This is a genomic window from Kitasatospora sp. NPDC029312 (genome assembly GCF_055569215.1).
In genome coordinates, this window is the sequence record NZ_JBVHXY010000021.1 from 24,064 (window position 1) to 48,560 (window position 24,497).

At 72.7% G+C, this 24,497-nt stretch carries 26 protein-coding genes; 3 read left to right on the plus strand and 23 right to left on the minus strand.

What is annotated here, in order from left to right; genetic code table 11:
- Nucleotides 1–372 precede the first annotated feature (372 nt).
- From ACZ4WV_RS18760 to hisI, 17 genes are all read right to left on the minus strand, one after another.
- Nucleotides 373–1,833, minus strand: a complete 1,461-nt coding sequence (locus ACZ4WV_RS18760) for a glutamate synthase subunit beta (protein WP_465747980.1) — start codon at nt 1,831–1,833, stop codon at nt 373–375.
- Complete coding sequence (gene gltB / locus ACZ4WV_RS18765) at nt 1,826–6,457, minus strand: glutamate synthase large subunit (protein WP_465747982.1); 4,632 nt, start codon at nt 6,455–6,457, stop codon at nt 1,826–1,828. Before gltB ends, ACZ4WV_RS18760 begins: the two co-directional genes overlap by 8 nt.
- 430 nt (nt 6,458–6,887) lie before the next feature.
- Nucleotides 6,888–7,610 carry a VIT1/CCC1 transporter family protein gene (locus tag ACZ4WV_RS18770; RefSeq protein WP_465748145.1) on the minus strand — a complete coding sequence of 241 codons (723 nt, stop codon included), beginning with the start codon at nt 7,608–7,610 and terminating at the stop codon, nt 6,888–6,890.
- A 150-nt stretch (nt 7,611–7,760) separates the two neighbouring features.
- Nucleotides 7,761–8,855, minus strand: coding sequence for a prolipoprotein diacylglyceryl transferase (lgt, locus tag ACZ4WV_RS18775; protein WP_465747984.1), 1,095 nt, complete (start codon nt 8,853–8,855; stop codon nt 7,761–7,763).
- A 131-nt stretch (nt 8,856–8,986) separates the two neighbouring features.
- Complete coding sequence (locus ACZ4WV_RS18780; RefSeq protein WP_465747986.1) at nt 8,987–9,850, minus strand: DsbA family protein; 864 nt, start codon at nt 9,848–9,850, stop codon at nt 8,987–8,989.
- Nucleotides 9,851–9,915: 65 nt separating this feature from the next.
- Nucleotides 9,916–10,434, minus strand: a complete 519-nt coding sequence (locus tag ACZ4WV_RS18785; protein WP_465747988.1) for a MauE/DoxX family redox-associated membrane protein — start codon at nt 10,432–10,434, stop codon at nt 9,916–9,918.
- A 138-nt stretch (nt 10,435–10,572) separates the two neighbouring features.
- Nucleotides 10,573–10,818 (minus strand): hypothetical protein, encoded by a 246-nt coding sequence (locus ACZ4WV_RS18790; RefSeq protein ID WP_465747990.1) that lies wholly within the window; start codon nt 10,816–10,818, stop codon nt 10,573–10,575.
- A 255-nt stretch (nt 10,819–11,073) separates the two neighbouring features.
- The gene (trpA, locus tag ACZ4WV_RS18795; protein ID WP_465747992.1) at nt 11,074–11,943 is read right to left on the minus strand and encodes a tryptophan synthase subunit alpha; all 870 of its coding nucleotides are present in this window, start codon (nt 11,941–11,943) and stop codon (nt 11,074–11,076) included.
- Nucleotides 11,944–11,945: 2 nt separating this feature from the next.
- A complete protein-coding gene (gene trpB / locus ACZ4WV_RS18800) occupies nt 11,946–13,196 on the minus strand; it encodes a tryptophan synthase subunit beta (protein WP_465747994.1) in 1,251 nt (416 codons plus the stop codon).
- Nucleotides 13,197–13,249: 53 nt separating this feature from the next.
- Entirely contained in the window at nt 13,250–13,399 is a 150-nt protein-coding gene (trpM, locus tag ACZ4WV_RS18805; protein ID WP_355673186.1) for a tryptophan biosynthesis modulator TrpM, read from the minus strand.
- A 10-nt stretch (nt 13,400–13,409) separates the two neighbouring features.
- The gene (gene trpC, locus ACZ4WV_RS18810; RefSeq protein WP_465747996.1) at nt 13,410–14,216 is read right to left on the minus strand and encodes an indole-3-glycerol phosphate synthase TrpC; all 807 of its coding nucleotides are present in this window, start codon (nt 14,214–14,216) and stop codon (nt 13,410–13,412) included.
- A 193-nt stretch (nt 14,217–14,409) separates the two neighbouring features.
- The gene (locus tag ACZ4WV_RS18815; RefSeq protein WP_465747998.1) at nt 14,410–14,850 is read right to left on the minus strand and encodes a DUF2752 domain-containing protein; all 441 of its coding nucleotides are present in this window, start codon (nt 14,848–14,850) and stop codon (nt 14,410–14,412) included.
- A 149-nt stretch (nt 14,851–14,999) separates the two neighbouring features.
- The gene (locus ACZ4WV_RS18820) at nt 15,000–15,275 is read right to left on the minus strand and encodes an HGxxPAAW family protein (RefSeq protein ID WP_465748000.1); all 276 of its coding nucleotides are present in this window, start codon (nt 15,273–15,275) and stop codon (nt 15,000–15,002) included.
- 191 nt (nt 15,276–15,466) lie between these two features.
- The gene (locus ACZ4WV_RS18825) at nt 15,467–16,057 is read right to left on the minus strand and encodes a TIGR02234 family membrane protein (protein WP_465748002.1); all 591 of its coding nucleotides are present in this window, start codon (nt 16,055–16,057) and stop codon (nt 15,467–15,469) included.
- Nucleotides 16,054–16,545 (minus strand): Uma2 family endonuclease, encoded by a 492-nt coding sequence (locus ACZ4WV_RS18830; protein WP_465748004.1) that lies wholly within the window; start codon nt 16,543–16,545, stop codon nt 16,054–16,056. Before ACZ4WV_RS18830 ends, ACZ4WV_RS18825 begins: the two co-directional genes overlap by 4 nt.
- A gap of 65 nt (nt 16,546–16,610) precedes the next feature.
- Complete coding sequence (locus ACZ4WV_RS18835; RefSeq protein WP_465748006.1) at nt 16,611–18,134, minus strand: anthranilate synthase component I; 1,524 nt, start codon at nt 18,132–18,134, stop codon at nt 16,611–16,613.
- Nucleotides 18,135–18,186: 52 nt separating this feature from the next.
- A complete protein-coding gene (gene hisI / locus ACZ4WV_RS18840; RefSeq protein ID WP_350741272.1) occupies nt 18,187–18,558 on the minus strand; it encodes a phosphoribosyl-AMP cyclohydrolase in 372 nt (123 codons plus the stop codon).
- A gap of 122 nt (nt 18,559–18,680) precedes the next feature.
- Here hisI and ACZ4WV_RS18845 point away from each other — a divergent pair, with 122 nt between their 5' ends.
- From ACZ4WV_RS18845 to ACZ4WV_RS18855, 3 genes are all read left to right on the plus strand, one after another.
- Nucleotides 18,681–19,250 (plus strand): hypothetical protein, encoded by a 570-nt coding sequence (locus ACZ4WV_RS18845; protein WP_465748008.1) that lies wholly within the window; start codon nt 18,681–18,683, stop codon nt 19,248–19,250.
- 167 nt (nt 19,251–19,417) lie between these two features.
- Nucleotides 19,418–20,062 carry a TIGR03085 family metal-binding protein gene (locus tag ACZ4WV_RS18850; protein ID WP_465748011.1) on the plus strand — a complete coding sequence of 215 codons (645 nt, stop codon included), beginning with the start codon at nt 19,418–19,420 and terminating at the stop codon, nt 20,060–20,062.
- A gap of 232 nt (nt 20,063–20,294) precedes the next feature.
- Nucleotides 20,295–21,074, plus strand: coding sequence for a VOC family protein (locus ACZ4WV_RS18855; protein ID WP_465748013.1), 780 nt, complete (start codon nt 20,295–20,297; stop codon nt 21,072–21,074).
- Between the two features lie 75 nt (nt 21,075–21,149).
- Here the strand turns inward: ACZ4WV_RS18855 and hisF are convergent, their stop codons facing one another.
- The 6 genes from hisF to hisB are packed head-to-tail and all read right to left on the minus strand — an operon-like array spanning nt 21,150 to nt 24,496.
- Nucleotides 21,150–21,920: an imidazole glycerol phosphate synthase subunit HisF gene (gene hisF / locus ACZ4WV_RS18860; protein ID WP_465748015.1), complete on the minus strand. Its 771-nt coding sequence runs from the start codon at nt 21,918–21,920 to the stop codon at nt 21,150–21,152.
- Nucleotides 21,917–22,348 carry a Rid family hydrolase gene (locus ACZ4WV_RS18865; protein ID WP_465748018.1) on the minus strand — a complete coding sequence of 144 codons (432 nt, stop codon included), beginning with the start codon at nt 22,346–22,348 and terminating at the stop codon, nt 21,917–21,919. Before ACZ4WV_RS18865 ends, hisF begins: the two co-directional genes overlap by 4 nt.
- The gene (gene priA, locus ACZ4WV_RS18870) at nt 22,345–23,067 is read right to left on the minus strand and encodes a bifunctional 1-(5-phosphoribosyl)-5-((5-phosphoribosylamino)methylideneamino)imidazole-4-carboxamide isomerase/phosphoribosylanthranilate isomerase PriA (protein ID WP_465748020.1); all 723 of its coding nucleotides are present in this window, start codon (nt 23,065–23,067) and stop codon (nt 22,345–22,347) included. The genes ACZ4WV_RS18865 and priA overlap by 4 nt, the downstream gene beginning before the upstream one ends.
- A 20-nt stretch (nt 23,068–23,087) precedes the next feature.
- Nucleotides 23,088–23,723, minus strand: a complete 636-nt coding sequence (gene hisH, locus ACZ4WV_RS18875; RefSeq protein WP_465748022.1) for an imidazole glycerol phosphate synthase subunit HisH — start codon at nt 23,721–23,723, stop codon at nt 23,088–23,090.
- 30 nt (nt 23,724–23,753) lie between these two features.
- On the minus strand, nt 23,754–23,906 hold the full coding sequence (locus tag ACZ4WV_RS18880) for a hypothetical protein (RefSeq protein WP_465748024.1): 153 nt from the start codon (nt 23,904–23,906) through the stop codon (nt 23,754–23,756).
- Nucleotides 23,903–24,496, minus strand: a complete 594-nt coding sequence (hisB, locus tag ACZ4WV_RS18885) for an imidazoleglycerol-phosphate dehydratase HisB (protein ID WP_189915019.1) — start codon at nt 24,494–24,496, stop codon at nt 23,903–23,905. Before hisB ends, ACZ4WV_RS18880 begins: the two co-directional genes overlap by 4 nt.
- Between the last annotated feature and the right edge of the window lies 1 nt (nt 24,497).

Sequence of the window (24,497 nt, forward strand, 5' to 3'; positions counted from 1 at the left end):
ACAACAGCCCGTGCCGGGGGCTTTCCGGCGGGGGTGCCAAGGCTGGGAGAACGCTGGGAGCCGCCCTTCGGGGCGTGGACGAAAACGCTGGTGGGAGCGCTGGTGGGAGCCCGGGCGGGGGCGGAGGTGAGAGCCGGGTGAGAACACCCGGGGAACGGCCGGGAACGCACCGGCGCCGGGCGGGAACGCGACGGCGCCTCGAACGCGACCGCGCCGGGCCGGGAACGCGACGGCGCCCGCCCTCCGACTGGTCGGGGAAGAGGGCGGGCGCCAGGAGACCGCGTTGGCCCGGCGACGCTGGCGGGGGCAGCGGGTTGAGCTCCCGGCGATGCGGCACCGGGGGTTCGGGGGCCGGTCGGACCGTCCGTGCCGTCAGACCACCAGGGGGCGGTCCGTGGGCCGGATCGGGGCGGGAAGCGGGGTCTTGCCGCCCAGGTACTTGTCCACCGCGGCAGCGGCCGAGCGGCCTTCCGCGATGGCCCAGACGATCAGTGACTGGCCACGGCCGGCGTCTCCGCAGACGTACACGCCATCGACATTGGTGGCGAACCGGCCGTCGCGGGCAATGTTACCGCGCGCGTCGAGGTCGACGCCGAGCTGCTCGACCAGGCCGTTCCTGACGTCCGTCCCGGTGAAGCCCATGGCCAGGGTGACGAGCTGGGCGGGGATGGCGCGTTCGGTGCCGGGGACGGGCTCGAACCGACCGTCCTTGAACTCGACCTCGACGAGGTGGAGTTCCTGGACGTTGCCGTGCTCGTCGCCGGTGAGGTGGGTGGTGCTGACGGAGTAGATCCGCTCGCCGCCCTCCTCGTGCGCGGAGGTGACCTTGTAGGTCATCGGCATGGTCGGCCACGGCTGGTGGCCGGGGCGGTCCTCGCCGGGGCGGGGCATGATCTCCAGCTGGGTCACCGACAGGGCGCCCTGGCGGTGGGCGGTGCCGACGCAGTCCGCGCCGGTGTCGCCGCCGCCGATCACGACGACGTGCTTTCCCTTGGCGCTGATCGGCGATTCGACGAGGTCGCCCTCCTGCACCTTGTTGGCCAGCGGCAGGTACTCCATGGCCTGGTGGACGCCCTTGAGCTCGCGTCCGGGCACCGGCAGGTCGCGGGCCGTGGTGGCGCCGGCGGCGACGACGACGGCGTCGAAGCGCTCGCGCAGCTGCTGGCCGGTGATGTCCTCGCCGACGTGCACGCCGGTGCGGAACCGGGTGCCCTCCGCCCGCATCTGTTCGATGCGGCGGTTGATGTGGCGCTTCTCCATCTTGAACTCGGGGATGCCGTAGCGCAGCAGCCCGCCGATGCGGTCGGCGCGCTCGTACACCACCACGGTGTGTCCGGCGCGGGTGAGCTGCTGGGCGGCGGCGAGGCCGGCCGGGCCGGAGCCGATGACGGCGACGGTCTTGCCGGAGAGCCGTTCCGGGATCTGCGGGGTGACCCCGCCGCGGTCCCAGGCCTTGTCGATGATGGTGACCTCGACGTTCTTGATGGTCACCGCGTCCTGGTTGATGCCGAGCACGCAGGCCGACTCGCAGGGCGCCGGGCACAGCCGCCCGGTGAACTCCGGGAAGTTGTTGGTGGCGTGGAGACGCTCGATGGCGCCGGTCCAGTCGTCCCGGTAGGCGAGGTCGTTCCACTCGGGGATGAGGTTCCCGAGCGGGCAGCCGTTGTGGCAGAACGGGATGCCGCAGTCCATGCAGCGGCCGGCCTGCTTGCTGATGACCGGCAGGAGGCTGCGTTCGACGTAGACCTCGTTCCAGTCCTTGATCCGGACGTCGACCGGGCGGCGCTCCGCCAGCTGCTTGGGCGTGGTCAGGAAGCCCTTGGGGTCAGCCATTAGCCGCCTCCATCATCTTCGCGGTGGTCTCGGCCTCGGAGAGGCCGGCGCGCTCAGCGGCGTCCTTGGCGGCGAGCACTGCCTTGTAGTCGGTCGGCATGATCTTGGAGAAGCGGGAGACCCCACCGCCCCAGTCGGCCAGGAGTTCGGCGGCGACGGTGGAGCCGGTCTCCTCGTAGTGCTGCTGCACGGTCTCGCGCAGCCATTCGCGGTCGGCGGCGGTGGGGGCCTCGATGCCCACCATGCCGTCGTTGACGTTGGCGGGGCGCAGGTCCAGGACGTACGCGATGCCGCCGGACATGCCGGCCGCGAGGTTGCGTCCGGTCTCGCCGAGGATGACGACCCGGCCTCCGGTCATGTACTCCAGGCCGTGGTCGCCGACGCCTTCGACGACCAGGGTGGCACCGGAGTTGCGGACGGCGAAGCGCTCACCGGCCTTGCCGCGCAGGTGGATCCGGCCGGAGGTGGCGCCGTAGCCGATGGTGTTGCCGGCGATCACGTGGTTCTGCGCGTCGTTGCCGATGGCCGCGGCCTCGCGGGCGGGGCGGACCACGACGACGCCGCCGGAGAGGCCCTTGCCGACGTAGTCGTTGGCGTCGCCCTCGAGCCGCAGGGTGATGCCGCGGGGCAGGAAGGCGCCGAAGGACTGGCCGGCGGAGCCGGTGAAGGTGACGTCGATGGTGCCCTCGGGCAGACCCTCGCCGCGGTACCGCTTGGTGACCTCGTGGCCGAGCATGGTGCCGACGGTGCGGTTGACGTTGCGGATCGGCAGCTGGATGCGGACGGTCTCGCCGCGTTCGAGGGCGTCCTCGGCGAGCGTGATCAGCTGGTTGTCGAGCGCCTTGTCGAGCGCGTGGTCCTGGGTGGTGGTGCGGTGCCGGGGGGCGCCGTCGGGCAGCTGCGGCACGTGGAACAGCGGGGCCAGGTCGAGCCCGGCGGCCTTCCAGTGGTCGATGGCGGCCTGGGCGTTGATGTGCTCGGCGCGGCCGACGGCCTCCTCGATCGAGCGGAAGCCGAGGGAGGCGAGGATCTCGCGGACCTCTTCGGCGATGAACTCGAAGAAGTTGACGACGAATTCGGGCTTGCCGGAGAACCGCTCGCGCAGCACCGGGTTCTGGGTGGCGACCCCGACGGGGCAGGTGTCCAGGTGGCAGACGCGCATCATGATGCAGCCGGAGACGACCAGCGGCGCGGTGGCGAAGCCGAACTCCTCGGCGCCGAGCAGGGCGGCGATGACGACGTCGCGGCCGGTCTTCAGCTGGCCGTCGGTCTGGACGACGATGCGGTCGCGCAGCCCGTTCAGCAGCAGGGTCTGCTGGGTCTCGGCGAGGCCGAGCTCCCAGGGGCCGCCGGCGTGCTTGAGCGAGGTGAGCGGCGAGGCGCCGGTGCCGCCGTCGTGTCCGGAGACCAGGACGACGTCCGCGTGCGCCTTGGAGACGCCCGCCGCGACGGTGCCGACGCCGACCTCGGACACCAGCTTCACGTGGATGCGGGCGGCGGGGTTGGCGTTCTTGAGGTCGTGGATCAGCTGCGCCAGGTCCTCGATCGAGTAGATGTCGTGGTGCGGCGGCGGCGAGATCAGGCCGACACCCGGGGTGGAGTGCCGGGTCTTGGCGACCCACGGGTAGACCTTGTGGCCGGGCAGCTGGCCGCCCTCGCCGGGCTTGGCGCCCTGGGCCATCTTGATCTGGATGTCGTCGGCGTTGACGAGGTACTCGGAGGTGACGCCGAACCGGCCGGAGGCGACCTGCTTGATCGCCGAGCGGCGCTCGGGGTCGTACAGGCGGTCCGGGTCCTCGCCGCCCTCACCGGTGTTGGACTTGCCGCCGAGGCGGTTCATCGCGATGGCGAGGGTCTCGTGGGCCTCGCGGGAGATCGAGCCGTACGACATGGCGCCGGTGGAGAAGCGCTTGACGATCTCGGAGACCGGCTCGACCTCGTCGACGGGGATGGGCTCGCGGCCGAGGCCGTCCAGCTGGAACAGGCCGCGCAGCGTCATCAGGCGAGCGGACTGCTCGTTCACCCGGTCGGTGTACTGCTTGAAGATGTCGTACCGGCGGTTGCGGGTGGAGTGCTGCAGCCGGAAGACGGTGTCCGGGTCGAACAGATGCGGTTCGCCCTCGCGGCGCCACTGGTACTCGCCGCCGATGTCCAGCGCGCGGTGCGCGGCGGGGATGCCGGAGGCCGGGTAGGCCTTGGCGTGCCGGGCGGCGGTCTCCTTGGCGATCTCGTCGAGGCCGATGCCGCCGAGCTTGGTGGTGGTGCCGGAGAAGTAGCCGTCGACCAGTTCCTGGGAGAGGCCGATGGCCTCGAAGACCTGGGCGCCGCGGTAGGAGGCGACGGTGGAGATGCCCATCTTGGACATCACCTTGAGCACGCCCTTGCCGAGCGCCTTGATCAGGTTCCTGATCGCCTTCTCGGCCTCGATGCCCTCGATGCCCCCCTGGTTCAAATACGTACCCTGGGCGACGAGGTCCTCGACGGACTCCATCGCCAGGTAGGGGTTGACCGCGCCGGCGCCGTAGCCGATCAGCAGGGCGACGTGGTGCACCTCGCGGACGTCACCGGCCTCGACGAGCAGCGACACCTGGGTGCGCTGCTTGGTGCGGATGAGGTGGTGGTGGACGGCCGAGGTGAGCAGCAGCGAGGGGATCGGGGCGTGCTCGGCGTCGGAGTGCCGGTCGGAGAGCACGATGATCCGGGCGCCGTCGGCGATCGCGGCGTCGGCCTCGGCGGCGATCTCGGCCAGGCGTGCGGCCAGGCCCTCGCCGCCGGTGGCGACCTTGTAGAGGCCGGACAGCGTGACGGCCTTCAGGCCCGGTTGGTCGCCGTCGGCGTTGATGTGGACGAGCTTGGCCAGCTCGTCGTTGTCGATCACCGGGAAGGTGATGCCGACGGAGCGGCAGGAGGCGGCTTCGGCGGCGAGCAGGTTGCCCTCGGGGCCGAGGTTGGACAGCAGCGAGGTGACGAGTTCCTCGCGGATGGCGTCCAGCGGCGGGTTGGTGACCTGCGCGAAGAGCTGCACGAAGTAGTCGAACAGCAGGCGCGGCTTCTCGCTGAGCGCGGCGATCGGGGAGTCGGTGCCCATCGAGCCGAGCGCCTCGGCGCCGGTGCGGGCCATCGGCGCCAGGATGACGCGCAGTTCCTCCTCGGTGTAGCCGAAGGTCTGCTGGCGGCGGGTGACGGAGGCGTGGGTGTGGGCGATGTGCTCGCGCTCGGGCAGCTTGGCGAGCTGGATCTGCCCGGCGGCGACCCACTCCGCGTAGGGGTGTTCGGCGGCGAGGGCGGACTTGATCTCCTCGTCCTCGACGATGCGGCCCTCGGCGGTGTCCACCAGGAACATCCGGCCGGGCTGCAGGCGCCCCTTACGGGTGACCTTCTCCTGCTCGATGTCGAGCACGCCGACCTCGGAGGAGAGGACGACCAGGCCGTCCTCGGTGATCCAGTAGCGGGCGGGGCGCAGGCCGTTGCGGTCGAGCACGGCGCCGATCTGGGTGCCGTCGGTGAAGGTGACGCAGGCGGGGCCGTCCCAGGGCTCCATCAGGTTGGAGTGGTACTGGTAGAAGGCGCGGCGGGCGGGCTCCATGGTGGCGTGGTTCTCCCACGCCTCCGGGATCATCATCAGCACGGAGTGCGGCAGCGAGCGGCCGCCGAGGTGGAGCAGCTCCAGGACCTCGTCGAAGGAGGCGGAGTCGGAGTGGTCGGGGGTGCAGATCGGGAAGATCCGCTCCAGGCCCCGGCCGTTCGCGTCGGCCGGGATGAGGTCGGTGGCGAGCTGGGATTCGCGGGCGCTCATCCAGTTGCGGTTGCCCTTGACCGTGTTGATCTCGCCGTTGTGCGCGACGAAGCGGTACGGGTGGGCGAGCGGCCAGCTCGGGAAGGTGTTGGTGGAGAAGCGCGAGTGCACCAGGCCGATCGCGGACGCGTAGGTGCGGTCCGACAGGTCGGGGAAGAAGGGCTCCAGCTGGCCGGTGGTCAGCATGCCCTTGTAGACGATGGTGCGGGCGGACAGCGACGGGAAGTAGACGCCGGCCTCGCGCTCGGCGCGCTTGCGGACCACGAAGGCGATCCGGTCCAGCTCGATGCCCGTCCGGTCCGGGTGGGACAGGAAGAGCTGGCGGAAGCGCGGCATCACGCTGCGCGCGGTGGCGCCGAGGAGGTCCGGAGTCACCGGGACGTCGCGCCAGCCGAGGACGGTGAGGTTCTCCTCGGCGGCGATGGCCTCGATCCGGGTGACGGCGGCGGCGTCGGCCGCGTCCTCGTCGGGCAGGAAGGCGATGCCGACGGCGTAGGAGCCGGCCGCCGGGAGTTCGAAGGTGACCTTGCCGCGCAGGAAGGCGTCGGGGATCTGGGTGAGGATGCCCGCGCCGTCGCCGGAGTCGGGCTCGGCGCCGGTGGCGCCGCGGTGCTCCAGGTTGCGCAGGACGTTCAGCGCCTGCTCGACGATGGTGTGGTCGGCGATGCCGGTCAGCGTGGCGACGAAGCCGACGCCACAGGCGTCGTGCTCGTTTCGCGGGTCGTACAGGCCCTGAGCAGCAGGTCGCGCATCCGGCACGAGCGCGTAGGGCGGGCGGGGGGCGCCGGCCTGGGGCTCGTTGGCGGAGTGCATGGATGCAGACAGCATCGGCTCTCCCGTCGTCGTCTTTCGGCAAGTTGGTGCAAGTAGGGACGACGTTGGCCCTGATGCGGTGGTGCGGTGGGGGTGGTGCGATGGTGCGGTGGTGGTGCAAGTTACATGATGCCCAGGATCCCGAGAAGCGGAATATCCCGTCCACATGGCGGACGGATGCGCAGGTCAGGCGGGGGGAAGGGGGGACGTGCCACGGCGCACGTCCAGACGATTGTGCCCAACCGTCAGCGGCCTGAAACAGGGGCGAAACCGGTTCGCCACACAAGCCGATCACGGGTGCCTGCGAATCCAATTCCGGAGCCCGGTCCGCGGATGCGAATCCGCGGCCGTCGGGGCTCGGATGATGAGACTATGCCGGGCACCGCGAGGACGCCCATGTGTGAAACGTCACGCGTTGCCCGGCATAATCATGCAGGCTTTCGGGTCATCCCACATGCCCGCCGATCAGCGAGCCGAGCAGGTAGGTGACCCCGGCCGCGGCGCCGCCGAGCACCAGCTGTCGCAGTCCGCTGAACCACCAGCTGCGCGCGGTGACGCGGGCCACCACCGCGCCGCAGGCGAACAGGCCGACCGCGGCGAGCAGCAGCGCGGGCAGCAGCGAGGTCGCTCCCAGCAGGTACGGCAGCAGCGGCAGCAGCGCGCCGAGCGCGAAGCACAGGAACGACGAGCCCGCCGCGACCAGCGGCGAGGGCAGATCGTTGGGGTCGACGCCGAGCTCCTCGCGGGCATGGATCTCCAGCGCCAGTTCGGGGTCGCGGGACAGCTGCCGGGCCACCTCGTGGGCCAGCTCCGGGTCCACTCCGCGCGAGACGTACAGCTGCGCCAGCTCCGCCAGCTCCCCGTGCGGGTTGCGGCTCAGCTCCAGCCGCTCGGCCTCGATCTCGGCCTGCACCAGCTCCCGCTGCGAGGCCACCGAGGTGTACTCCCCCGCCGCCATCGAGCAGGCACCGGCCGCCAGGCCGGCCAGTCCGGTGAGGATCACCGTGCCGTTGGACGCCGCGCCGCCGACCACACCGGTCATCAGCGCGAAGTTGGAGACCAGGCCGTCCACGGCGCCGAACACCGCGGGCCGCAGCCAGCCGCCGTTGACGTCCCGGTGGTGGTCCGCCGCGGGTATCCGCGGGTGGTGGGCCGGTTCGGCTTCCAGGGTGGTCGTACTCACGGTTCTTCCCCTCGTCTTCGTTCGTCGCCTCGACCGTAGCCCGCTTGACCTGGGCATTTCCAGCAAAGTAAGGCTGTCCGAACAGCACTGAGGCCACCCTTGGCGAGGGTGGCCTCAGTCGGGGGAAGCCGCAGGTCAGACCGGGTTCTCGGCGTCCTCGCCGCCCTTGCCGCCCGGGTCGGCGACCGCGGCGGCCGGTTCGGCGGGCTTCCTCTCGTCCACGGGCTGAGACGACTTCGCCGGCTGGGACGGCTTCTCCCCGACCGCCGTGCGCTCGGCCTCGCCGGCCTTCGTCCCGCCCTCGCCGTCAGCCGGGCCGTCAGCCGGGCCATCAGCCGGGCCGTCGGCCTTGTCCTCGGCCCCGCCCGCCGGGTCGTCCGCCAGCTCGTTCGCCAGCTCGTACGCCGCCGGGTCGATGCTCGCCGGGTCCTCGCGGCCGGGCCGCGTCCTGCCGACGATCACGAAGTACGCCACGGCCCCGATGAACACCACGATCGAGGTCCAGTCGTTCAGCCGCAGGCCGAAGTAGACGTGCGCCTCGTCGATGCGCAGCCACTCGGTCCAGAACCGGCCCACCGTGTACGCGGCCACGTACAGCGCGAAGGCCCGGCCGTGGCCCAGCTTGAACCGGCGGTCCGCCCAGATCACCAGCAGGGCGACGGCCACGTCCCAGATCGACTCGTACAGGAAGGTCGGGTGGAAGACGCCGTCGACGACCGTGCCGTCGGGCAGCGTCTTGTGGATCTCCAGGCCCCACGGCAGGGTGGTCGCCCGCCCGTACAGCTCCTGGTTGAAGTAGTTGCCCCAGCGGCCCAGCGCCTGCGCCAGCGCGATGCCGGGCGCGATGGCGTCCGCGTACGCGGGCAGCGGCACGCCCCGGCGGCGGCAGCCGATCCAGGCGCCGACCGCGCCCAGCGCGACCGCGCCCCAGATCCCGAGGCCGCCCTCCCAGATCTTGAAGGCGTTCCAGGGGTCCTTGCCCTCGGCGAAGTACAGCTGGTGGTCGGTGAGCACGTGGTACAGCCGGCCACCGACCAGGCCGAACGGCACGGCCCAGACGGCGATGTCGCCGACGGTGTGCTTGGCACCGCCCCGGGCGACCCAGCGCTTGCTGCCGAGCCAGACGGCGGCGACGACACCGAGGATGATGCAGAAGGCGTAGGCGCGCAGCGGGATCGGTCCGAGGTAGAGGACGCCCCGCGACGGGCTGGGAATGTAGGCGATATCCATGGCGGTTCCGACGCTACAGGGTCCGACGCCCCGGTCGGACACCCCTGGGGTCACAGAAGCCGAACAACGGCGCCCGCGGTCACGTCACGCCCCCGCCCCCTCCGGGCGGGGGCGGGGGCGGCGCGGGGTGTTCAGCCGGCCGCGGGCGACGGGTTGTTGGCTTCCGAGGCGGTGCTGGTCGGTGCCGGGCTCTGGCCGTGGGAGCCGGCCGTGCCCAGCTGCTTGCCCTGGTTCGCGGCGTCCACCCACTTCACCAGGTTGGCCGGGGTGATCTCCTCGTCGCCGTTCTTCGGGTAGACCGGCTGGCCGTTGAGCAGCACCGTCGGCGTGGACTTGAAGCTGGACTTGTCGAAGTCCTGCTGCACCGCGGACACCCAGCCGCCGTACTTGTTGTCGTTGACGCAGGCCTGGAAGGCCGGGGTGTCCAGTCCGTCGACCTGCTTCGCGAGGTTGAGCAGGACGGCCTTGTCGCCGAAGGCGTCGCTGGTCTCGTCCGGCTGGTTGCGGTACAGCACGTCGTGGAAGTCGCGGAAGTGTCCGGCGTCCTGGGCGCAGGCGAGCGCGTTGGCGCCGGTCTTGGAGCCCTTGCCGGGCACCGCCCGGTCGATGAACGAGACGACGTGGACGTTGGCGTAGACCTTCCCGGCGTCCTCCAGCTGGTCGACGGTGGAGGAGAACTCGCGCTCGAAGATCCCGCAGGCGGGGCAGCGCGGGTCCTCGTACACCGTGAGGACGGAGGGCGCGTTGCTCGCGCCGACCGGGATGACCAGGTTCTTGTCGCCGATGGTCCCGGCCGGGGCGGCGGTCGGGGTCTCCGGCTTGGAGCGCTGGTCCTGCACCACGACGCCGACGACCACGGCGGCGGCGATCACCGCGAGCACGGCCCCGCCCACGATCAGCTTCTTCCTGCGCTTGGAGGTGGCCTCCTCGGCCGCCCGCTGCGCCAGCATCCGCTCGCGGGCGGTGCGCTTGCCTTCTCGGTTCTTCTCGCTCATTGCCTTGACATTCACGGTCGGGGAGCCTTCGTCGGGTGCGGGAGTGGGGGGCGGGGCCGGACGGGTCAGCTGGCCAGCCAGCCGTCGGCCGAGAGCCGGGTCCGGGGCCGCCGGAGCAGCCACCCGGCCAGCAGCAGGAACCCGGTGTCGCGCAGGATCTCCTGCAGGTACTCGGTCTGAGAGGCGTCGACGTGCCCGCCGCCGCCGAAGCAGCCGCAGTCGATCGAGATGCCGCGCGCCCAGGCCGAGGCGATCCCGGCGATGAAGGTGAGCAGGAGCAGCGCGGAGACCCCGGCGACCAGCCGGACGCCGAGTCCGATCACCAGCAGCAGGGCGAGCGCCAGCTCCAGGAAGGGCAAGCCGTAGCCGATCGGCTTGACCAGGCCCTCGGGCAGGATCTCGTAGGCGCGGACGGCCTGGGCCGCCTCCGCCGGGTCGGCGATCTTGGCCAGTCCGGCCCAGCCCCAGACCACGGCGAGGCCGAGCCGGACGGCGAGGCCGAACCACTCGCTCCAGGCGGGCACCGGCCGCCGCGCCGTCGGCTCCGGCGCCGGGTCGCCGGGCTGCGCTGCCGGGCCGGCCATCAGGGAACCCCCCTCGGGAAACTCGTTCACTTTCTGACGAACCGTAGGGGACGAGGGGTGGTTCCTCCGGATTCGCGAATTAAGCCTCATGGGTGACGCGACATGGTGTTCTGTCCGAATTCGGAGAACACCCGTGCGTCAGTGGCACCCCGGCATCCGCCCCGGGTCGAACAGCTCGGGGCGTCCCTCGCGCGGCGTCCGGGCGGCCCGCTCGGCCGCGTCCCACCGCGCCGCCTCCGCGCAGGCGACCGCCTCCCGCTCCGCCCGCTCGGCGCCGCGTTTGGCCAGCGCCTGCCCGACCTCGGTGTGCGCGCCGACCGCGGCGCCCAGAGCCAGCGCGGCGGCCGCCGCCCGCAGCAGCACGGCCCGATGAAGACCAGCCACCGACTCACCCCTTCGCTCGCTCGGCAGACCCCCGTGCACGTCGTTCGTGCAGTCGTCCCTCCACTCAACGCCGGTCAACCCCGGCTGGTGCGTGTCGCCGCCGCTGTTCACTCGTTCGGGGCTGTTCCCAGGCTGACGGCCGCTCATCCGCCCACGAAAAAAGGTGGCGGCCCGCCACCCCCGAGGGGTGGCGGGCCGTCACCTCATCCGCGCGTCGGCGCCTGGCGTCGGAGTCCGCGCGTCGGCGACCGCGGGTCAGCGCCTGCGCACGCCCTCGGCCAGCTCGCCCGCCAGCGCCCGCACCGCGTCCAGTGCCGCCGCCTCGTCGTCGCCCGCGTCGAGGATCCGCTTCACGAAGGCCGACCCCACGATCACGCCGTCCGCGAACCGGGCGACCTCGGCCGCCTGCTCGGCGTTGGACACCCCGAGGCCGACGCAGACCGGCAGGTCGGTGGTGGCCCGGGTGCGGGCGACCAGGTCCTCGGCCAGCGAGCCGACCGCCGAGCGGGTGCCGGTCACGCCCATCACGGCGGCCGCGTAGACGAAGCCGCTGCCCGCCGCGGTGACCTCGGCGAGCCGGGCGTCCTTGCTGCTGGGGGCGACCACGAACACGGTGTCCAGCCCGTGCGCGTCCGCCGCCTTGCGCCACTCCCCGGACTCCTCCACCGGCAGGTCCGGCAGGATGCAGCCCGCCCCGCCCGCCGCGGCCAGGTCGGCGGCGAACCGTGCCACGCCGTAGCGGTCGACCGGGTTCCAGTACGTCATGACCAGCACGGCCGTCCCGGGGTGCGCCGCGGCGACCTCCTGGACGGTGCGCAGCACGTCCTTGATCCGCACACCGCCGCGCAGCGCGATGTCGTCGGCGGTCTGGATGACCGCGCCGTCCAGGACCGGGTCCGAGTGCGGCAGGCCGATCTCGACGACGTCGCAGCCGCCCTCGATCAGCGCGTTGACGGCCCGGATGCCGCCGTCGACGCTCGGGAAGCCGGCCGGCAGGTAGCCGATCAGCGCGGCGCGGCCCTCGGCCTTGGCGGCCGCCAGGGCGCCCCTGAGCTTGCCGGCGCCGGGCTTGTCGAGACCGGCCTTGGCGGCGCCGGGCTCATCGGTACTGAGGTTCGAAGCCATGGTCACTTACCCCCATCGGCCGTGTCGCCGGCCGGCTCGTCGTACAGCCCGAAGTACTGGGCGGCGGTGTGCATGTCCTTGTCGCCGCGTCCGGAGAGGGAGACCAGGATGGTGGCCTCCGGTCCGAGCTCGCGGCCCAGCTCCAGGGCCCCGGCGAGCGCGTGGGCGCTCTCGATGGCCGGGATGATGCCCTCGGTGCGGGACAGCAGCCGCAGCGCCTGCATCGCGGCGTCGTCGGTGACGGGGCGGTACTCGGCCCGGCCGGTGTCCTTCAGCCAGGCGTGCTCCGGGCCGACGCCCGGGTAGTCGAGGCCGGCCGAGATGGAGTGCGACTCGATGGTCTGGCCGTCCTCGTCCTGCAGGACGTAGGTGCGGGAGCCGTGCAGCACCCCGGGGTCGCCCTTGGTGAGGGTGGCCGCGTGCCTGGGGGTCTCGGCGCCCTCGCCGGCCGCCTCGCAGCCGATCAGCCGCACGCCGGCGTCCGGGATGAACTCGTGGAAGATGCCCATCGCGTTGGAGCCGCCGCCGACGCAGGCGGCGACGGCGTCGGGCAGCCGCCCGGTGCGGTCCAGCACCTGCTGCCGGGCCTCGACACCGATGACCCGGTGGAAGTCGCGGACCATCATCGGGAAGGGGTGCGGCCCGGCGACGGTGCCGAACAGGTAGTGGGTGGAGTCGACGTTGGCGACCCAGTCGCGGAAGGCCTCGTTGATGGCGTCCTTGAGGGTGCGGCTGCCGGACTTGACGGCCACCACCTCGGCGCCGAGCATCCGCATCCGGGCGACGTTGAGCGCCTGGCGCTCGGTGTCGACCTCGCCCATGTAGATGGTGCAGTCGAAGCCGAACAGTGCGCAGGCGGTGGCGGTGGCCACGCCGTGCTGGCCGGCGCCGGTCTCGGCGATGATCCGGGTCTTGCCCATCCGCCTGGTGAGCAGCGCCTGGCCCAGCACGTTGTTGATCTTGTGCGAGCCGGTGTGGTTCAGGTCCTCGCGCTTGAGCAGGACGCGCGCGCCGCCCGCCTCGGCGGAGAAGCGGTGCACGTCGGTCAGCGGGCTGGGGCGGCCGGTGTAGTCCTTCAGCAGCGCGTCGAGTTCGGCGGTGAAGGCCGGGTCGGTCTTGGCCTTCTCGTACTCCTCGGCGACCTGCTCGACCGCGGCGACCAGCGCCTCGGGGATGAAGCGGCCGCCGTACGCGCCGAAGTAGCCGCGCGCGTCCGGCACCTGGGCGCCGGGCAGGTAGTCCTTCTCGGACATGGTGGATTTCCCTCGGGGAGATGTGGATGACGGTGACGTCCGATCGGCTGGATTCAGCCGAGCGTCACGCGCCATCGCCGCCCCGGCACCTGCCCCGGCTCGCAGCCGATCACGTACCGCACCCGACGCCCCAGCACCCGGCGTGCGGGCGCGCGGCAGCCGCGCGGGCGGCAGCCGGGGGCGAGTCGGGTGGCGATCTTCATCGGGCCGCGATCAGTCCTTGTGCCGGACGGCGGGGTGGGTCCCGGCCGCGACCAGGTCGGCCACCGCGGCGCGCGGGTCCTTGCCGGTCACCAGGGACTCTCCGACCAGGACGGCGTCGGCGCCCAGGTTGGCGTAGTTGATCACGTCGAGCGGGCCGCGCACACCGGACTCGGCGACCCGGACGACGCCGTCCGGGATGGCGTGCACGACGTTCTCGAAGGTCCTGCGGTCCACTTCGAGGGTCTTGAGGTTGCGGGCGTTGACGCCGATGATCCGCGCGCCGGCGTCCACCGCGCGCTTGATCTCCTCCTCGTCGTGCGCCTCCACCAGTGGCGTGAGGCCGATCGACTCGGCGCGCTCGATCAGCGACACCAGGGCCGACTGCTCGAGGGCGGCGACGATCAGCAGCGCGAGGTCGGCGCCGTGGGCGCGGGCCTCCCACAGCTGGTACGCGGTGACGATGAAGTCCTTGCGCAGCACCGGGGTGTCCACCGCGGCGCGCACGGCGTCCAGGTCGGCCAGCGAACCACCGAAGCGGCGCTGTTCGGTCAGCACGCTGATCGCGGCGGCGCCGCCGGCCGCGTAGTCGCGCGCCAGGGCGGCCGGATCGGCGATCGCGGCCAGCGCGCCCTTGGACGGGCTGGAGCGCTTGACCTCGCAGATCACCCGCACCCCGTCGCCCTTGAGGGCGGCGACGCCGTCCTTGGCCTCCGGGGCCTTGGCCGCGCGTTCCTTCAGCTCGTCCAGGGAGACCCGGGTCTGCCGCTCGGCGAGGTCCTCGCGGACCCCTTCGATGATCGAGTCGAGCACACTCACTCAGGAGCCCCCATCGTTTCTGCCAGTTCGCTCATCCGAGCCGGACGGGCTGGGGCCCGTCCGCTCTTCGATGGTATCGGCACCCGATGGACCACGGCGCATCCGCCCGGACCGCGTCTCGCGGACCGGGACCGCCCGTCCGGCGGCTGACCACCGCCCCCGCGCCCGGCACCCACCGCCGGAGCGGCCCTGCTCAGAACGGCTGCGGTGCCAGCCCCGCGCCGATTGGGAGGTTGCGCACCACCGCGAACACCAGGACCAGCAGGAGGACCAGCGCCCCGCGCCGGGCCCCGACCGAGACCCGCGGCGACGGTCCGCCGGTCAGCGCGGCCCAACCCCAGCGCAACCACAGCACCGCCAGCACGCCGAACAGCAGCACCGCGAGGGCGTTGTCGTGCAGGGCGGCGGTGAGGTCCCCGTGGGCCAGCGCGTGGACGCAGCGCAGGCCCCCGCAGCCGGGGCACCACCAGCCGGTGGCCGTCAGGAAGGGGCAGTCCGGGTAGTGCCCGGGGGCGTTCGGGTCCACCGCGGCGACGTACGCGGCGGGCAGGGCCGCCGCCGCCAGCGCGGCCAGCGGCGGGCCCAGGCGGCGCAGCACGGGCGGCGGGGCGGAGGCGGTGGGGGCGGCGTTCACGCCCCGATTGTGCCCGCGCCGGGCCCTGACAGAACGAAACGGCGGGCGTGGCGCGCCCGCCGTTCGGTTGTGCGAAAAGGACCCTCCGCTGAGCGGATCCGCGAGAGGCGGGACCCCGTCGTCAGGTGAGGACGGCCTCGCGACCGTCGTCAGGCGGTGACGGCCTCGCGACCCTCGAGGGCCGCCTTGCGGGCCTCGACCTGCTCCTCGGCCGACGCGTACACGTGGGTGCTCGCCTGCTTGCCCATGCCCGCCATCGACATGGCCTTGCCGACGATGCCGCCCACCAGGACGATCGCCAGACCGGCCCAGACCAGCAGCGGCGACGGCAGGATCATCGCGACGCCCGCGACGCCGAAGCCGACGAAGGAGATGACGACGCCGGTCCAAGCGGCGGGAGTGTGGCCGTGTGCAGCTGCTGACATCGATGGTGCTCCTAGGCTCTCGGGGCCCGGCCGGGCCTGCGGGGCCGCCGGCGGGTTGACGGGAACCATTGTGCCGGGCCACACACGGGCGGCCCAAAGCGGGTGGCGCGTCTATCGCGTCACATGCGCGCGGCCGGGGCGGCCGCCGGGCGGGGGCGGGGTCCTCGCCTGTGGACGATGGGCGTTCCGACCTAGCCGGCGGTGGGGTCCTCGCCGCGGTCCAGGGCCTTCCACAGGTCGCCGGGGGTGTCGGCCTTCGCCGGGGCCTTGCGGGTGGGCGCCTCGTAGCGGCTGCCCATGGCCGGCCAGCGACGGCCGCAGCGCAGGGTGATCAGCCCGGCCAGGGCCAGCAGCAGCCCGCCGGCCAGGGCCACCCAGGGCCAGGCGGTGTGCGAGACCTCCGTGGCCGCCGAGCCGGCCAGCGCCAGCTTGCCGGAGGCGGCGGAGTCCAGCGCGGCGGTGTCCGAGGCCCCGGCCACCGAGGCGGCGGCCGCGCCCAGCCCGGCCAGCAGGGTCAGCGCGCCGACCACCAGCCGGCCGGCGCCGCGCACCGCGAACACCGCGACGGCTGCGGCCAGGCCCACCAGGGCCAGCCCCCCGGGCAGTTCGGAGATCTTGCCGCCGGTGACGGACACGTCCAGGGTGCCGGCCCGGCCCTCGGCCCAGATCCGTCCGGCCGCGGTCAGCACCAGCACGGCGCTCAGCACAGTCAGCAGCAGCATCACGCCGAGCGTGCGGCGGCCGGAGGCGGCGGGGGCGGGGGTCTGGTCTGCAGCGGTCACCCGTCCACTATCCCCCGGCCGGCGCCCGGGCCCGTACCCGGGGTGGGGAACCCGTCCGTCCGCAGCACCGCAGTCCGGCCGTCGAGCGGCAGGAACAGGTCGTTGCCGAACGGCACCCGCTCGGCCTCCCGGTACACCCCGCCCGGGTCCGGGGCGGTGTGCACGGTGCACACCGCCTCCGCGGGGTCGACCACCACGTACAGCGGCACGCCGCTCTGCGCGCAGGCCCGCGCCCAGGCGTGGTCCCGGCCCTGGTGCGCCACCTCCAGCACCGCCTCGACCGCGTCCGCGCCGAACCGGCCGCGGGGGCCGCGGTCCGCCCCGGCGCGCAGCACCGCGAGGTCCGGGGCGACCGGGCCGGGCGCGGCCGGGAAGTCCACCGCCACGCCGGACAGCACCCGGCCGGCGCCGGCCTGCTGTTCCCCCAGCTGCACGGCGGCGCCGAACACGACCTCCCAGCGCAGCTCGTCGTAGGGAACCTCGGGCATCCCGGTCGCCTCCTCACGCCTCAGGGCGGTCCCGGTCAGAGCAGCCCCGGTCAGGGCGGTCCCGGTCAGGACAGTCCCGGCCTCCGCAGCGTATTGGCGGTGGCGACGGCCCGCAGCACGGCGGCCGCCTTGTTGCGGCACTCGGTGTCCTCGCCGTGCGGGTCCGAGTCGGCGACGACGCCCGCGCCAGCCTGCACGTACGCGGTGCCGTCGCGCAGCACCGCGGTGCGGATCGCGATGGCGGTGTCCGAGTCCCCCGCGAAGTCCAGGTAGCCGACGCAGCCGCCGTACAGGCCGCGCCGGGTGGGCTCCAGCTCCTCGATGATCCGCATCGCCCGGGGCTTGGGCGCGCCGGAGAGGGTGCCGGCCGGGAAGCAGGCCGTCAGCACGTCGAAGGCGGTCCGCCCCGGGGCGACCTTGCCGGTGACGGTGGAGACGATGTGCATCACGTGGCTGTAGCGCTCGATGTGCATGAAGTCGACCACCTCGACGCTGCCCGGCTCGCACACCCGCCCGAGGTCGTTGCGGCCGAGGTCGACCAGCATCAGGTGCTCCGCCCGCTCCTTCGGGTCGGCGAGCAGTTCGGCGGCCAGCGCCGCGTCCTCCTGCGGGGTGGCGCCGCGGTGCCGGGTGCCGGCGATCGGGTGCAGCATCGCCTCGCCGTCGGTGACCTTGACCAGCGCCTCCGGGCTGGAGCCGACCACGTCGAAGCCGCCCTCGGCGCCGCCGTCCGGGCCGGGGAAGCGGAACAGGTACATGTACGGGCTGGGGTTGGTGGTGCGCAGCACCCGGTAGACGTCCAGTGCGGAGGCCGGGCAGGGCGCCTCGAAGCGCTGCGAGGGCACGACCTGGAAGGCCTCGCCGGCCCGGATCCGCTCCTTGATCTCCTCCACGGCGGCCCGGTACGGCTCGCCGCCGAACGGAGAGCGCACCTCGCCCGGGCCGGCCGGGGTGAAGGTGGCCAGGCCCGGGTCGACCGGCTTGAGCAGGTCGGCCTCCATCGCGTCCAGCCGGGCCACGGCGTCCGCGTAGGCCTCGTCCACCCCGCTGGCCAGGTCGTTGTGGTTGACGGCGTTGGCGATCAGCAGCACCGTGCCGTCGGCGTGGTCGAGCACCGCGAGGTCGGTGGCCAGCAGCATGGTCAGCTCGGGCAGCCGGAGGTCGTCCGGGTTGAGGTCGGGCAGCTTCTCCAGGCGGCGGACGATGTCGTAGCCGAGGTAGCCGACCAGGCCGCCGGTGAGCGGTGGCAGGCCGTCGTCGGCGTGCCGCGGGGTGTGCAGCGCCTCCAGGGCGGCGCGCAGCACCTCCAGCGGGTCGCCGGTGGTGGGGATGCCGACCGGCGGGGTGCCGAGCCAGCGGGCGTTGCCGTCCGCGTCGGCGGTCAGCGCGGCGGCGCTGCGCACGCCGACGAAGGAGTAGCGCGACCAGCTGCGGCCCTGCTCGGCGGACTCCAGCAGGAAGGTGCCGGGCCGCTCCCCGGCGAGGCTGCGGTAGAGGCCGATCGGGGTGAGGCCGTCCGCGAGGAGCCTGCGGGTGACCGGGATCACCCGGGTGTCGACGGCGAGCTTGCGGAAGGCTTCGAGGTCCATGCGGGGCGGCACCTTCTGGAGTTGTGGACGGTCGGGGGGCAGGGGGTAGCGGTCAGGCGAGCGGGAGCACGTCGGCGTCGAAGCAGGTGCGGTCGCCGGTGTGGCAGGCCGCGCCGGTCTGGTCGACCTTGACCAGCAGGGTGTCGCCGTCGCAGTCGAGCGCGACCGACTTGACCGCCTGCACGTGGCCGGAGGTGTCGCCCTTCACCCAGTACTCGCGGCGGCTGCGGCTCCAGTAGGTGCAGCGGCCGGTGGTGAGGGTGCGGTGCAGCGCCTCGTCGTCCATCCAGCCCAGCATCAGCACCTCGCCGGTGTCGTACTGCTGCGCGATGGCCGGGAGCAGGCCGTCCTCGGTGCGCTTGAGGCGGGCGGCGATCGCCGGGTCGAGGGCGGTGGTGCCGGGGGCGGCGGGTGTGGTGGACATGGGGCCATTGTGTCAGTCCGGCCCCGGCGGCCCCACGGACGAGTGGTTCGCAGACGGCCCGTTCGGGGCGAGTTCGGCCAACCGCCTGCCGGGCGGCGGCCGGGTGGGCCATCCTCGTGGCCATGACCTCCGAGCAGCCGCCGCCCGCAGCCGCCGCCTCCACTCCGTCCCGGGGCCTGGTGATCACCGCCATCGCCGTCCTGGCCGTGCTGCTCGCGGTGGTCGCCACCGTGCTGCTCTGGCCCGAGGACAAGAAACCGGCCGCCGCCCCACCCCCACCCTCGGCGACCCCGACCCCCACCCCCACACCGACCCCCACCCCCACCAAGCCCCAGCCCCCGTACGCCTTCTTCCCGGTGGGCACCTGCTTCGACCACCCCCAGCTCAGCCCGGTGATCACCCACGCCGAAGAACGCCCCTGCACCGGCAACCACGACGGCGAAGTCATCGCCAACCTCAAACTGCCCGACGGCCTGACCGGCGAGATCCCCATCGCCCTCGCCATGCGCGACGGCTGCAAGGACGCCGAAACCACCGCCAAGGCCCACCAAACCGACGGAAAGCCCTACTACCCCCGCCAGTTCGGCCCCGCCACGGCCAACTACCAACAGGGCTGGCGCGACTACACGTGCACCCTCACCGCCGGCAACAAACAGGGCGGCCCCAAGCTCACGGAAAAGCTCCACCCATAGCGAAGAAACCCGGTGCGGGTGCGCAAAAGACTTGATGCGGCGTCCCCTCGGCCCAGCGGAGGGGACGCCGCTTCAACAGCGTCACCAGACTCGGACATCGACTGCGGCAGGCAACCAAGAGGGTGACCCAGAGCTCACCGGCCGGTTCCACCCCTAGGCTTGCGACCATGTCGAACCACGCCCTCGCCGAACGCCACCGCCTTGCGGAACTCCTCACCGCCGCAGGGCCGGACGCGCCCACCCTCTGCGCCGGATGGACCACCCGGGACCTCGCCGCCCACTTGGTGATCCGCGAGCGCCGGCCCGACGCGGCGGCCGGCATCCGGGTCGGCGCCCTGGCCGGCCGGACGAAGCGGGTACAGGACCAGTACGCCTCCCGCCCGTACGAGGAACTGGTCCGGCTCTTCCGCGCCGGACCGCCGCTCTACTCCCTGTTCGCCCTGCCCGGCGCGGACGAAGCGGCCAACACCGTCGAGTACTTCGTCCACGCCGAGGACATCCTCCGGGCCGGTGATGACTGGACCGCCAAGCCCGTCCCGCCCGGCCGCGCCGAGGCCCTGTGGCGCCGCCTCCCGATGATCGCCCGCCTCGAAGCGGGCCGCCGCTCCCCGGTCCGCCTCACCCTCGGCCGCCCCGACGGCCAGTCCCTCACCGTCGGCCCGGCCGGCGCCCCCACCGTCCACCTCACCGGCGACCCCGGCGAACTCGTCCTCTTCACCTACGGCCGCGGCGCCCGCACCACCCTCACCGTCGACGGCGCCCCGGACGCCGTCGAAGCCCTCCAACACGTCCTGCCGCTGCCCGCGCGGTAGGACACAGAACGACAGCGGTTCCCATGATCCGCTCTTCTGGGGAGCATGGTTGACCGTTCAACGGACCGTCCAGCCCGGCCCCCACCGGCCTCGCAACCCCGACGGCCGGGGGCGGGCGCTCTCCGGCTGCGGATGTCGGTGGGCGGGTGCAGACTCGCAGGTGGCCGGGGAGGGGCGTGTGTGCGCCCGGTGGGGCTGCCGCGGTCAGTTTCCGTCGAAGGGGCACCACCTCATGCTCACCACCGACTTCCCCATCGGCTCGCCCTGCTGGATCGACCTGGGCAGCCCGGACATCGGGGCCACCGCCGGGTTCTACGGCAAGGTGTTCGGCTGGACCTTCCAGGAGATCCCGGATGCGATGGGTTACGGCTTCCTGCAGCTGAACGGCAGGAACGTCGGGGCGATCGGCCCGCTCGACGCGGGTGACCGGTCGTCGTGGACGACGTACTTCCGCACCGCCGACGTGGACGCCACGGTCAGCGCCGCCGAGGGCGCGGGTGGCCGGGTGCTGGTCCCGGCGGCGGATGTGATGGACGAGGGCCGGATGGCCCAGCTCGCCGACCCGCAGGGCGCGCGGTTCGCGCTCTGGCAGGCCGGGAACACCGTCGGTCTGGACGTCGTCTCGGAGGACAACGCGCTGGTCTGGGCCGAGCTGCACACCTCCGACCAAGAGGGTGCCGTCGCGTTCTACCGGCGGCTGTTCGGCTGGCGGACGGAGGACTTCGAGCCGTCGCCGGGCATGAGCTACCGGGTGATCTCCACGGCCGAGGGCGACCAGCGGCAGACCGGCTTCGGCGGCATCGCGCCGACCATGTCCCCGGAGCAGCCCTCCGCCTGGACGCCGTACTTCGCCGCCTCGGACGTGGACGCGCTGGTCGCGAAGGCGACGGCGGCCGGCGGCTCGGTGATGATGCCCGCCGAGGACGTCCCGAACGTCGGCCGGATCGCCTGGCTGGTGGACCCGAACGGCGCACCGTTCGCGCTGATCAAGGGCGAGCCGCAGGAGTCCTGAGCCCGCACGGGGGCCCGCCGTCCGCGACCGGGGCGACCGGGGCGGACGACGGGCCCTCCGAGCGTGGGAGCGGCGTCACCGCACCGGGTGTCCGGCCTCCCGGAGCGCGTTCTTGACCTCGCCGATCCGCAGGTCCCCGAAGTGGAAGACGCTGGCCGCGAGCACCGCGTCCGCGCCCGCCTCCACGGCCGGCGCGAAGTCGGCGAGCCTGCCCGCGCCGCCGGAGGCGATCACCGGCACCGAGACGGCCTTGCGCACCGCCTGGATCATCTCCAGGTCGTAGCCGTCCTTGGTGCCGTCCGCGTCCATCGAGTTGAGCAGGATCTCGCCCGCTCCCAGCTCGGCGGCGCGGCCGGCCCATTCGACGGCGTCCAGGCCGGTGCCCCGGCGTCCGCCGTGGGTGGTGACCTCGAAGCCGGAGGGCGTCTGCGTGCCCTCGGCGCAGCGCCGGGCGTCGACGGAGAGCACCAGTACCTGGCGCCCGAACCGCCGGGCGATCTCGCGGACCAGTTCCGGCCGGGCGATCGCCGCGGTGTTGACGCCGACCTTGTCGGCGCCGGCCCGCAGCAGCTTGTCCACGTCCTCGACGGCGCGGATGCCGCCGCCGACGGTGAGCGGGATGAACACCTGCTCGGCGGTACGGCGGACCACGTCGTAGGTGGTCTCGCGATCGCCGGAGGAGGCGGTGATGTCGAGGAAGGTCAGTTCGTCGGCGCCCTCGGCGTCGTAGAGCTTGGCCATCTCGACCGGGTCGCCGGCGTCGCGCAGGTTCTGGAAGTTGACGCCCTTGACCACCCGCCCGGCGTCCACGTCGAGGCAGGGGATGACACGTACTGCGAGGGTCACGGCTGTTGGCCTTCCAGGGTCTTTGCCAGCCCGGCACGGTACGCGTCGATCTCGACCTCGACCATCATCCGGGAGTCGATCAGCCCCTCGACCACCACCATGGTGGCCACCGGGCGTACGGCGTCGAAGAGTTCGCGGTGGGCGCGGCCCACCTCCTCGGCGTCGCGGGCGTGGGTGATGTACATCCGGGTGCGGACCACGTCGTCCGCGGTCAGACCGTACGCGGCCAGGGCCGTGAGCCCGGCGCCGAACGCGGCGAGGGCCTGCTGGTACGGGTCCCCCTCGTGCTCGATCCGGCCGTCCACCCAGGGGGTGGAGCCGGCCACGTGCACGTGGTCGCCCGCGGCGACCGCCCGGGAGCAGCCGAATTCGTCCTCCCGGGGGGAGAATCCGCCGACCCTGCCGCGTACGATCCGGCCGTCCGTCATCCTGAAACCGCCTCCAGGGCCTCTTCGAGGGTGAACTTCTGCTCGTACAGTGCCTTGCCCACGATGGCGCCCTCGACACCCTCGCCGACGAGCGTGGCGATGGCGCGCAGGTCGTCCAGCGAGGAGACGCCGCCGGAGGCGACGACCGGGCGGTCGGTGGCGGCGCAGACGTCGCGCAGCAGTTGCAGGTTGGGGCCGGTCAGGGTGCCGTCCCGGTTGACGTCGGTGACGACGTAGCGGGCGCAGCCCTCCTGGTCGAGCCGGGCGAGCACCTCGAAGAGCTGGCCGCCGTCGCGGGTCCAGCCGCGGCCGCGCAGGGTGGTGCCGACGACGTCGAGGCCGACGGCGATCTTGTCGCCGTGCTCGGCGATGGCCTTGGCGACCCACTCGGGGGCCTCCAGGGCGGCGGTGCCGAGGTTGACCCGGGTGCAGCCGGTGGCGAGGGCGCGGGCGAGCGACTCGTCGTCGCGGATGCCGCCGGACAGCTCGACCTTGAGGTCCAGCCGGCCGGTGACCTCGCGCAGCAGCTCGTAGTTGCTGCCCGTGCCGAAGGCGGCGTCCAGGTCGACCAGGTGCAGCCACTCGGCGCCGGCGTGCTGCCAGGCGAGGGCGGCGGCCAGCGGCTCGCCGAAGGAGGTCTCGGTGCCGGAGGCGCCCTTGACCAGGCGGACGGCCTGACCGTCCCGGACGTCGACGGCGGGCAGCAGTTCGAGGCTCATCAGATCCAACTCTCAGACAGTCAGAGGGTGTTGACCCAGTTGGTCAGCAGGGCGGCGCCGGCGTCGCCGGACTTCTCGGGGTGGAACTGGGTGGCCCACAGCGGGCCGTTCTCCACGGCGGCGACGAACGGCTGCCCGTGGGTGGCCCAGGTGACCAGCGGCGGGTCGATCCGCGCGCTGTGGGTTTCCAGGTCCCAGTGCCGCACCCCGTAGGAGTGCACGAAGTAGAACCGGGTCTGCCGGTCCAGGCCGGCGAACATCCGGCTGCCCTCGGGCGCGTCCACGGTGTTCCAGCCCATGTGCGGGACGACCGGGGCGTCCAGCGGCTCGACGGTGCCGGGCCACTCGTCGCAGCCGGCGGTCTCCACGCCGTGCTCGACCCCTTTCTCGAAGAGGATCTGCATGCCGACGCAGATGCCCATGACCGGCCGGCCCCCGGCGAGGCGGCGGTCGATGATCCAGTCCCCGCGGACGGACTTCAGCCCGCGCATGCAGGCCTCGAAGGCGCCCACGCCGGGGACGAGCAGGCCGTCCGCGGCCATCGCGGTGTCGTAGTCGGAGCTGACCGTGACGTCCGCCCCGGTCCGCTCCAGGGCGCGCTGCGCGGAGCGGAGGTTGCCGGAGCCGTAGTCGAGGACGACGACGTTCTTGCCCATGTTCAGGTGTCCAGTCTCTCTACGGCGGGTCTAGAGGCGCATGAGGCCGGAGGCCAGGCACGTCACGGAGCCGAAGGCCAGCACCAGGATGACGCCCTTCGGCAGCTTCTGCTTCCAGAAGGAGATCACTCCGCCGGCCAGGAAGAGGCCGACGAACAGGAGGATCATCGCGGTCTTGCTCACAGCGCACCCTTGGTCGAGGGGAGGATTCCGGCCGCGCGCGGGTCGCGCTCGGCGGCGTAGCGCAGCGCCCGGGCCAGCGCCTTGAACTGGCACTCCACGATGTGGTGCGCGTTGCGTCCGTACGGGACGTGGACGTGCAGCGCGATCTGCGCCTGGGCGACGAAGGACTCGAGGATGTGCCGGGTCATCGTGGTGTCGTAGGCGCCGATCATCGGCGCCATGCCCTCGGGCTCGGTGTGCACCAGGTAGGGCCGGCCGGAGAGGTCGACGGTGACCTGGGCGAGCGACTCGTCCAGCGGCACCGTGCAGTTGCCGAAGCGGTAGATGCCGACCTTGTCGCCGAGCGCCTGCTTGAAGGCGGCGCCGAGGGCGAGGGCGGTGTCCTCGATGGTGTGGTGGGTGTCGATGTGGAGGTCGCCGTCGGTCTTGACGGTGAGGTCGAAGAGACCGTGCCGGCCGAGCTGGTCGAGCATGTGGTCGTAGAAGCCGACGCCCGTGGAGATGTCGGTCTTACCGGTGCCGTCGAGGTCTATCTCGACCAGGACGGAGGTCTCCTTGGTGGTGCGCTCGACGCGTCCGATGCGGGACATT

Bases quoted from the DNA above. Each gene is read 5' to 3' on its own strand.
- priA (WP_465748020.1), bottom strand. From the start codon at position 23,067: ATGAGCCTCGAACTGCTGCCCGCCGTCGACGTCCGGGACGGTCAGGCC.
- ACZ4WV_RS18785 (WP_465747988.1), bottom strand. From the start codon at position 10,434: ATGGCCGGCCCGGCAGCGCAGCCCGGCGACCCGGCGCCGGAGCCGACG.
- trpA (WP_465747992.1), bottom strand. From the start codon at position 11,943: ATGGCTTCGAACCTCAGTACCGATGAGCCCGGCGCCGCCAAGGCCGGT.
- ACZ4WV_RS18855 (WP_465748013.1), top strand. From the start codon at position 20,295: ATGCTCACCACCGACTTCCCCATCGGCTCGCCCTGCTGGATCGACCTG.
- hisH (WP_465748022.1), bottom strand. From the start codon at position 23,723: ATGGGCAAGAACGTCGTCGTCCTCGACTACGGCTCCGGCAACCTCCGC.
- trpM (WP_355673186.1), bottom strand. From the start codon at position 13,399: ATGAAGATCGCCACCCGACTCGCCCCCGGCTGCCGCCCGCGCGGCTGC.
- ACZ4WV_RS18865 (WP_465748018.1), bottom strand. From the start codon at position 22,348: ATGACGGACGGCCGGATCGTACGCGGCAGGGTCGGCGGATTCTCCCCC.
- lgt (WP_465747984.1), bottom strand. From the start codon at position 8,855: ATGGATATCGCCTACATTCCCAGCCCGTCGCGGGGCGTCCTCTACCTC.
- trpB (WP_465747994.1), bottom strand. From the start codon at position 13,196: ATGTCCGAGAAGGACTACCTGCCCGGCGCCCAGGTGCCGGACGCGCGC.
- ACZ4WV_RS18850 (WP_465748011.1), top strand. From the start codon at position 19,418: ATGTCGAACCACGCCCTCGCCGAACGCCACCGCCTTGCGGAACTCCTC.
- ACZ4WV_RS18760 (WP_465747980.1), bottom strand. From the start codon at position 1,833: ATGGCTGACCCCAAGGGCTTCCTGACCACGCCCAAGCAGCTGGCGGAG.
- ACZ4WV_RS18820 (WP_465748000.1), bottom strand. From the start codon at position 15,275: ATGTCAGCAGCTGCACACGGCCACACTCCCGCCGCTTGGACCGGCGTC.
- gltB (WP_465747982.1), bottom strand. From the start codon at position 6,457: ATGCTGTCTGCATCCATGCACTCCGCCAACGAGCCCCAGGCCGGCGCC.
- hisI (WP_350741272.1), bottom strand. From the start codon at position 18,558: ATGTCCACCACACCCGCCGCCCCCGGCACCACCGCCCTCGACCCGGCG.
- ACZ4WV_RS18845 (WP_465748008.1), top strand. From the start codon at position 18,681: ATGACCTCCGAGCAGCCGCCGCCCGCAGCCGCCGCCTCCACTCCGTCC.
- hisB (WP_189915019.1), bottom strand. From the start codon at position 24,496: ATGTCCCGCATCGGACGCGTCGAGCGCACCACCAAGGAGACCTCCGTC.
- ACZ4WV_RS18835 (WP_465748006.1), bottom strand. From the start codon at position 18,134: ATGGACCTCGAAGCCTTCCGCAAGCTCGCCGTCGACACCCGGGTGATC.
- ACZ4WV_RS18830 (WP_465748004.1), bottom strand. From the start codon at position 16,545: ATGCCCGAGGTTCCCTACGACGAGCTGCGCTGGGAGGTCGTGTTCGGC.
- ACZ4WV_RS18780 (WP_465747986.1), bottom strand. From the start codon at position 9,850: ATGAGCGAGAAGAACCGAGAAGGCAAGCGCACCGCCCGCGAGCGGATG.